Here is a 7,864-nt window from a genome sequence, read left to right as displayed (position 1 = left end):
AAAAAGACAATATTCGTCTGATCATAGACGCGGTCGTTACTTTGCCCAAACCCTTTGATATTCTGATAGTTGACGATGGATCACCTGATGGAACGGGTGAAATCGTCAAGGAGATTCAAGCGGCTGGTCTTCCAGACAGAACACTACACTTAATTGAGCGTCAGGGCAAATTAGGTTTGGGTACTGCCTACATCCGAGGTTTCAAGTTTGCCATTGAAAATGGCTATGAATTTATCTTCGAAATGGATGCTGATTTCTCTCATAACCCTAAGGATTTAATGAAGCTATATGACGCATGCACAACTGGTGGCAGTGATGTAGCTGTTGGCTCCAGGTATATATCTGGTGTTAATGTAGTTAACTGGCCGATGGGCAGGGTGATAATGTCTTATTTCGCCAGTATCTATGTTCGCTTCATCACGGGTATGCCAGTTAATGATACAACTGCAGGGTTTGTTTGTTTTAAACGCAATGTCCTGCAAACGATTGACTTAGAGAATATCAAGTTCATTGGCTATGCCTTTCAAATAGAAATGAAGTTTACCGCCTTGAAGTTTGGCTTTAAGATTAGTGAAGTACCTATTGTTTTTACCGATAGAACTAGAGGAAAATCTAAAATGTCAGGATCAATATTCAAAGAAGCGTTTTTTGGTGTGATCAAGATGAAAGTTGATAGTCTTTTCAAGAAATATATCCCTGCTTAATCACACCTGAAGGGATAATATACACAAAACAAAAATTAAATATTTTCACTTTTCGATTTTGACAAATCAGCTAAAACCATAATCATATGATTATCAATACTTTATGATTTATGTAATCGTTTTCCGTTAGGTAAATTCACCTAATAAATAGATTTGTTTTCCCTAATTTGAGTGCCGTTTTGTAACACAAATGAGTTTTCAAAAACTCTGCTTTTTAGTTACCATTGAACTATAATAATCAGAATTACAAGCGATCTATATGAATTCATTACTGACCGAAACTGCCGCAGAGAAATTGATGCCATTTGAAGGGTTTGAAGCTAAAATGGTAATGATACTTCAAAACAAGAGCGATAGGGATCATTTGAATAGCCTTACGAATGATAACGCCCGTTATGAATTCTTCATCAACCATTTTATCATGTCAGACATGGAGATGAGACAGATACGCTCGTTTATTATTAGCTACGGCTTGCAATCTTTTATCACATTGCTAAAGCACTACCTTGATCAAACTTCTGACAATTAGCCTACAAAGCCTTCTTTTTTGTGGGAACCATCACAAAATGGTTTATTAGAAGAATGTCCACATCTACAAAAAGATGCAGCAGATTCCTTCACTTCTGTTGACCCGTCTTTATGGGTTATTTCTAAATCGCCAGTTACTCTTAAAGGTCCATTCTCAAAAACCTGTATCTTAATCTTTCTCATAACTTCTTCTTTTGGTCCTTCACTATTTACATAAGCCGTCAAAGCGCCAGATGGGCACTTCTTAACCTGACTCATCATTTCTGCACTTGATGCTCCGGACGTATCAATCCACGGTTTTTCTTTTGGCTTAAATACATTTGGTAATCCATGAAAACAATTTTCTGAATGAATGCATTTTCCAGGTTGCCAAACCACTGTAATATCTCCGTTGGTATATTCCTTTTTTACTTCCATCGATGCTTGTTATGCTATTAATTTAGACATTAATACTGGCTTTATCAATGACTAATCAAACTTGATACTCTTTATCGGTTTGATTCTCGCTATCACTGCCGTAGGCAGGGCTACTATCAGCGTAACAATAACAAATGTGAGTAGGTTAAGCGCTATTACAATCTCCCAATTCCAGCTAATGGGAACATAGCTCATGTAGTAGTCTGCAGGGTTTAATCGGATTAGCTGAAAATAATATTGCAAGGCACAAATTGTTAAACCTAAAACATTGCCTAGTACGAGTCCCTTAAAAATCAGCTGCACGCCACTATAACTAAATATCCTCCTTATAAGAGCGTCTGTACCACCAAAAGACTTGAGCAGGCCAATCATTTGCGTACGCTCCATAATAAGAATAAGAATAATGGAAACCATATTGACACATACTACAAAAAGTATAATACCCAGGAATATATTGACTTGCCGGCTGATTAGAAACAACCACTCAAACACCTGAATATATTTATCACTCACCTTTTCTACATACAAGTCCAAAGGTACCGTAGCATTTAATTGCTCCTCAGCTTCATCCATTTTATCTACATCATTAACAAACACCTCAAGTCCACCGGCCAATGAATCCGGCCAGTCGTTAAGACGCTTAATTAAATCAATATCTCCAATGATGAATTTATTATCATAATACTCTGATAGATTGGTCTCATATTTACCAACGACTGTAAGCCTTCTAACCCTCGGTGGGTTTTGAAAAAAGTGAACCAGTATATCTTCATTAAGCTCAATATCGAGCTTGTCAGCAATAACCTTACTGATTACAACTTCTTTTGAATAGTCTTCTGTATCAAATTCGACAAACCTTCCTTCGATCAAATTAGTATTGAAATTCGCTGTATCAAAACGACTACTTACCCCTTTAAATACAACGCCAAGCACTTCATCTTCGGTCTTTATCAGGCCAGCTTTATGGCTATACTCCTGCACATGCCTGACATAAGGAAAATCCTCCGGATTGGTAAAAATCTCAGTATTAAGTGATATTGGTACCTCTTCAAAAGAGTTATCAAGGGTGTATTTAGTAAGCTGTAAGTGTGCGCTAAAGCTGTATATCTTATCCTTCACAGTATCCTGAAAGCCTCTAAGGATAAGAAAAGAGACAATCATAGCTCCTAAACCAACAGCAATGCTTCCTATAGCTATTTTGTGAATAGTAGATGAAAAACTCTGTTCCTTATTATCAGCAATTCGCTTGGCTATGAAATATGAAAGGTTCAACGGTTTTGATTAATTTTAGCGTGCCTCAAAGTAAAAGAAAACAAAAATGTAAAAAGTACTTTATCTCTTTCTTTTACAACACTGAGGTCACGTAATTCTAAAACTTAAATATTAATGAGGTATTATTTTTTACTCATCTTAATTATCATCTCATCAAGTTGCAAAGCCCAACCTGAGCAAAATCAAGACCCCGACAAAACCATTAAAGTAGGTGCTGAAAACTTAACCGAATATTTGCCTTTACTAAAAGACAAGAAAGTTGCCTTGCTGGCAAACCACTCATCGTTAGTGGGCAACACTCATTTGGTAGACACCCTGCTAAGCAATCAAATAGGTATTGTAAAGGTATTCGCACCGGAGCATGGATTTAGGGGTGACAGACCCGATGGAGCCAAAATCGACAACACCAAAGACCCTAAAACTGGTATTCCTATAGTGTCGATGTATGGAAAAAACAAAAGCCTCCCAGTAGAATTATTGGAAGGTGTTGATGTGCTGATCTTCGATATTCAGGATGTGGGTGTTCGCTTTTTCACCTATATCAGTGCCATGGCCTATGCCATGAAATCATGTGCCGCCTCCGGAACAAAATTTATTGTACTGGACAGACCGAACCCTAACGGCATGTTAGTGGATGGTCCTATGCTGGACTCCGCATTTAGCTCTTATGTTGGCATGTTGCCGATTCCTGCTGTTCACGGACTAACGGTTGGCGAACTAGCCAAAATGATTAATGGCGAGGGCTGGACAGGAGATAATAAATGTGAATTGACTGTAATACCTGTGAAAAACTATGACCATGGTATGCCTTATAATTTACCAGTTAAACCATCACCAAACCTACCTAGCGACAAAGCCATAACACTTTATCCATCGCTGGCCCTGTTTGAGGGTACGGTTATAAGTGTAGGTAGAGGAACATATCAGCCATTTCTTCAATATGGGCACCCATCTTTCACAGATTTGAACTATTCCTTCACACCAGTTTCCATACCTAATATGTCTGCCAAACCACCTTTAGAAAATCAAAAGTGCTATGGCTATTCATTTGAAGACATAGATGTGAAACATGGTTTCACATTAAAATACCTTTTAGATGCCTATAATAAATTTGAAGATAAAGAGTCCTTCTTTCTAAAAACCAACTATTTCAATTTACTGATGGGCAATGACAAAACCATGCAGCAGATAAAATCGGGTATGGATGAAGCAGCTATTGAAGCAACCTGGAAACCAGGCCTTGAATTATACAAAGAGATGAGAAAGAAGTACCTTCTTTATAAAGATTTTGAATAGCAGTATGGCTAGTTTTGCTGCCACCAAATAAGATATGCAAGACTTAAGAATCATATACATGGGGACGCCAGAGTTTGCAGTCCCCTCCTTAGAAATACTCGTTGAAAATGGTTTTAATGTTGTAGCTGTCATTACTGCACCCGACAAACCTAAAGGCCGCGGGCAGCAGTTAGCGACATCACCGGTGAAGGATTGTGCTGTAAAACACAATATACCCGTACTCCAGCCAACAAATTTAAAGTCGCCCGAGTTTATAGAAGAGCTCAAAAGCTACAAGGCTAATTTACAGATTGTAGTGGCTTTCAGAATGCTGCCTGAAGTAGTTTGGGATATGCCAGAGATTGGCACTTTTAACCTTCATGCTTCCCTCCTTCCACAATATCGAGGTGCAGCACCTATCAACTGGGCTATCATCAATGGGGAGAAGGAAACAGGAGTATCCACCTTCTTTTTACAGCATGAAATAGACACAGGCAAGATCATATTTCAGGAGAAAGAAACCATACATGAAGATGACACAGTAGGTGACCTATATAGCAGACTAATGGCAAAAGGTGCCGGATTGGTATTAAAAACTGTTCAGGCCATCGCTAATGAAGACTACCCTCAGGTTGATCAGGATGAAAATCAGGTGTTAAAAGCTGCCCCAAAAATATTCCGTGAAACTTGTCAGATTAACTGGGATCAACCTACTACAACAGTCTATGATTTTATTAGAGGCCTTTCTCCTTACCCGGCAGCATGGACTACCCTTAACGATAAGAATTTAAAAATATATAAAGCCTCCAAAGGAGATAAAAATCCGGGTGGTAAAGCCCCAGGGGATTATGCTACTGATGGTAAAACGTACTTGCATTTTGTTACTGCCGATGGTCATTTAAATGTTACAGAGCTGCAGATAGAAGGCAAAAGACGCATGGGTGTTGAAGAGTTTTTAAGAGGGAATAAAATATGAAAATTTCAATGATAGCGGCTGTGGCCGAAAACAGAGTGATAGGTAAAGACAATGACCTGGTGTGGCGCCTGCCAGACGACATGAAATTTTTCATGCAAAAAACCACTGGTCATCACGTGATTATGGGGCGTAAAAATTTCGACTCCTTACCTCCAAAATTTAGTCCTTTACCAAACAGAACCAACATTGTCATTACCCGACAGGAGGATTTATTTATTGATGGCGCTCATGTTGTCAACTCATTTGATGATGCACTGCAAATAGCCAGAGATGGTCGTGAAGAAGAGGCCTTTGTTATAGGTGGTGGTGAGATATATAAAATGGGACTAGCGGTGGCAGATATCATGTACATAACTGAGATAAAAGGCTCCTTTGATGGCGATGCTTTCTTCCCAGAGTTTGACAGATCACAATGGATTGAGGTAGAGCGTATCAACCACCCTGCTGATGAAAAGCACAAGTATGAGTTTGACTTTGTAACCTATAAGCACAGATAAACCATGGAGCAACCGCTAACCAAAGAGTTTGAAGTAAAATGGGCTGACCTTGACCCAAACAGGCACATGCGCCACTCTGCTTATAACGATTATGCCGCTCATATGCGCGTGAAAATCTTAGAAGAGGCTGGACTTACCATGGCCAAGATGGAGTCGTTAAAAATGGGGCCAATCCTATTTAGAGAGGAAACAAAATTCTACCGTGAGGTAGGCATGGAAGGTTCTATTACCATAACAGCAGCTTTATCTAAGTCCAGATCAGATGGCAGTAGATGGTCATTTGTTCATGAAATGTACCGACAAGATGGTATTAAAGCAGCCACTATTGAAGTAGATGGTGCATGGTTAGATATCGAAAAAAGAAAATTGGCCATACCTCCCAAAGAAATAGCAGATTTGTTTTTATCAATGCCTAAAACTGAAAATTTCACCTTAGAGCCTTCAAAATGAAAGTAAAGGGCAAAGTTATCTGGATCACAGGCGCCTCCTCCGGTATTGGTGAAGCAGTAGCGTATGCATTGGCAAAAAAAGGTGCAAAGCTTATACTTTCAGCGCGAAGAAAAACAGAACTAGAAAGGGTGAAAAGTTCCTGCCCTGCTGATACTCAAAAACACATTGAACTGCTTCCTCTGGATCTGGCTCAATCTGATACACTTAAATTGATGACTGAAGCTGCTATTCAGTTGTTTGGTCATATAGATATGCTCATCAACAATGGCGGGATAAGTCAGCGCTCATTAGCCGCTGAGACCAGCCCAGAGGTGGACAGAAAACTAATGGAGGTCAACTATTTTGGAACCATTGCCCTTACCAAATACCTCCTTCCTCTCATGATTGATAGGAAGCAAGGCCATATTGCAGTGGTATCCAGCCTGGTAGGGAAATTTGGATCTCCATACAGGTCTGGCTATGCAGCATCCAAGCATGCCTTACACGGCTTCTTTGATTCGCTGCGCGCTGAGCTGTACAAAGACAATATCAAGGTTACCATGGTCTGTCCCGGTTTTATAAAAACCAATGTTTCTGTAAATGCGCTAACTGAAACAGGCGATGCGTTAAACAAAATGGACGATGCGCAAGCCAATGGTATGGCAGCTGATGTGTTTGCCAATAAAATGGTCAAAGCGCTAGAGAATGAAAGGAACGAAGTCTACATAGGGGGCAAAGAAAAATACGGAGTGTATTTGAAAAGGCTTTTCCCTAATCTGTTTGCGAAGATTTTGAGGAAAGCCAAAGTGAGATAACTCACCCACTCCCCTTCGCTCTATTGTACATTTTATTTGGTGGCACCAGAAATATCGAGAAGCTGACATACGGTGTTGGGTCAGCATCAATTTTCATCAAAGCATCAGTCCGGCCATCTCCGGGTTCGGAAATAAACAGATTGATCGGAAATCGGTAGCCAGCCGTTACGCCAAACCAGAGCCAATCATGCAGCTCGCGTTCATAAGTTAAAACAGCACGAATAGATGAACGTCTGAATTCTAAAAGATCGAAGCCATTAAAAAGGCTATCCTGTAGACTATAGCTGGCGCCTTGCAACTCAAGTGCTGCTATAAAATGATTTGAAAGATTAGGCGAATATCTCAATTTGGCACTTTTAGGTAATAGCAACTCATAGCCCCAGTGCAGGGAGAAATCATTATTTAACATCAGTACGGGGTAAGCCGCTGGCTGACCGAAGTCATAACCAAAAGAAAGTCCATACCCTAGCTGCTTGTGTGGTCCAATTTGCTTTCCATAAATTCCAGCTACCGACCATTTTAGTTGGTAATTAATATTCTCGATACCTGGCCGATCACTGTTTAGAGAGCTGTTGAAATATACATAAACGAACTTTTTCTCTTTTAAAACCCGCTGCATATACACACTGAAGCTTAACCGTTTTAAAGACTTATCATCAAAGCGGCTAAATAGAGGATAGCTCTCATCCGACTGCTTGCTGAACTTAAACTGCTCGTGCCTATAGCCAAAACCACCAATGATTTTTGTCCGCTCTTTCAGCACCATCGGAAATTTTAGTTTCCCTTCTCTGATCAGATTTTGTGATACATTGGCCTCTCCATCTCCTACAATCTCAGAAGTGGGAATAACAGTAAAGTCTCTAAGAAGCTCTGTTTCTAAAACCAAAAACTTGGGCCGGGGTTTAAATCGTGTGGCAGCTTCTATAATAGGTGTCTTTTCATCAACACCCT

The 7,864-nt window shown here is 39.8% G+C and carries 10 protein-coding genes; 7 read left to right on the top strand and 3 right to left on the bottom strand.

All coding sequences use genetic code 11. The features are described from left to right. Together E1140_RS03170 and E1140_RS03165 are read left to right on the top strand one after the other, a co-directional pair. A partial coding sequence (locus tag E1140_RS03170; protein ID WP_155178964.1) for a polyprenol monophosphomannose synthase occupies positions 1 to 704 on the top strand: 704 nt, incomplete at its 5' end. Between the two features lie 259 nt (positions 705 to 963). Then, on the top strand, positions 964 to 1,233 hold the full coding sequence (locus tag E1140_RS03165; protein ID WP_155178962.1) for a hypothetical protein: 270 nt from the start codon (positions 964 to 966) through the stop codon (positions 1,231 to 1,233). On the opposite strand, the gene E1140_RS03160 is transcribed toward E1140_RS03165, so the two are convergent. After that, on the bottom strand, positions 1,230 to 1,649 hold the full coding sequence (locus tag E1140_RS03160; RefSeq protein ID WP_155178960.1) for a (4Fe-4S)-binding protein: 420 nt from the start codon (positions 1,647 to 1,649) through the stop codon (positions 1,230 to 1,232). The genes E1140_RS03165 and E1140_RS03160 overlap by 4 nt on opposite strands. 51 nt (positions 1,650 to 1,700) lie before the next feature. Then, positions 1,701 to 2,921 (bottom strand): ABC transporter permease, encoded by a 1,221-nt coding sequence (locus E1140_RS03155; protein ID WP_155178958.1) that lies wholly within the window; start codon positions 2,919 to 2,921, stop codon positions 1,701 to 1,703. A gap of 114 nt (positions 2,922 to 3,035) precedes the next feature. Between E1140_RS03155 and E1140_RS03150 the strand changes: the two genes are divergently transcribed. The 5 genes from E1140_RS03150 to E1140_RS03130 are packed head-to-tail and all read left to right on the top strand — an operon-like array spanning position 3,036 to position 6,913. Further along, positions 3,036 to 4,217 carry an exo-beta-N-acetylmuramidase NamZ family protein gene (locus E1140_RS03150; protein ID WP_155178956.1) on the top strand — a complete coding sequence of 394 codons (1,182 nt, stop codon included), beginning with the start codon at positions 3,036 to 3,038 and terminating at the stop codon, positions 4,215 to 4,217. A gap of 34 nt (positions 4,218 to 4,251) precedes the next feature. Beyond that, positions 4,252 to 5,172 carry a methionyl-tRNA formyltransferase gene (gene fmt, locus E1140_RS03145; protein WP_221412617.1) on the top strand — a complete coding sequence of 307 codons (921 nt, stop codon included), beginning with the start codon at positions 4,252 to 4,254 and terminating at the stop codon, positions 5,170 to 5,172. After that, entirely contained in the window at positions 5,169 to 5,669 is a 501-nt protein-coding gene (locus E1140_RS03140; RefSeq protein ID WP_185153399.1) for a dihydrofolate reductase, read from the top strand. Before fmt ends, E1140_RS03140 begins: the two co-directional genes overlap by 4 nt. Before the next feature lie 3 nt (positions 5,670 to 5,672). After that, positions 5,673 to 6,119 carry a thioesterase family protein gene (locus E1140_RS03135; RefSeq protein ID WP_155178954.1) on the top strand — a complete coding sequence of 149 codons (447 nt, stop codon included), beginning with the start codon at positions 5,673 to 5,675 and terminating at the stop codon, positions 6,117 to 6,119. Beyond that, positions 6,116 to 6,913: an SDR family oxidoreductase gene (locus E1140_RS03130; protein WP_155178952.1), complete on the top strand. Its 798-nt coding sequence runs from the start codon at positions 6,116 to 6,118 to the stop codon at positions 6,911 to 6,913. The genes E1140_RS03135 and E1140_RS03130 overlap by 4 nt, the downstream gene beginning before the upstream one ends. A 1-nt stretch (position 6,914) precedes the next feature. Here E1140_RS03130 and E1140_RS21350 read toward each other — a convergent pair. Then, a partial coding sequence (locus E1140_RS21350) for a DUF6268 family outer membrane beta-barrel protein (protein WP_185153398.1) occupies positions 6,915 to 7,864 on the bottom strand: 950 nt, incomplete at its 5' end.

It is taken from the genome of Fulvivirga lutimaris, assembly GCF_009711525.1.
Classification (GTDB): Bacteria; Bacteroidota; Bacteroidia; order Cytophagales; family Cyclobacteriaceae; genus Fulvivirga; species Fulvivirga lutimaris.
The sequence above is the reverse complement of the archived record's forward strand: the minus strand, read 5'-3'. Positions and strand labels throughout refer to the sequence as shown.

Excerpts from the sequence above, each read along its gene's own strand:
- fmt (WP_221412617.1), top strand. The coding sequence starts at position 4,252 with ATGCAAGACTTAAGAATCATATACATGGGGACGCCAGAGTTTGCAGTC.
- E1140_RS03150 (WP_155178956.1), top strand. The coding sequence starts at position 3,036 with ATGAGGTATTATTTTTTACTCATCTTAATTATCATCTCATCAAGTTGC.
- E1140_RS03140 (WP_185153399.1), top strand. The coding sequence starts at position 5,169 with ATGAAAATTTCAATGATAGCGGCTGTGGCCGAAAACAGAGTGATAGGT.
- E1140_RS03130 (WP_155178952.1), top strand. The coding sequence starts at position 6,116 with ATGAAAGTAAAGGGCAAAGTTATCTGGATCACAGGCGCCTCCTCCGGT.
- E1140_RS03135 (WP_155178954.1), top strand. The coding sequence starts at position 5,673 with ATGGAGCAACCGCTAACCAAAGAGTTTGAAGTAAAATGGGCTGACCTT.
- E1140_RS03160 (WP_155178960.1), bottom strand. The coding sequence starts at position 1,649 with ATGGAAGTAAAAAAGGAATATACCAACGGAGATATTACAGTGGTTTGG.
- E1140_RS03165 (WP_155178962.1), top strand. The coding sequence starts at position 964 with ATGAATTCATTACTGACCGAAACTGCCGCAGAGAAATTGATGCCATTT.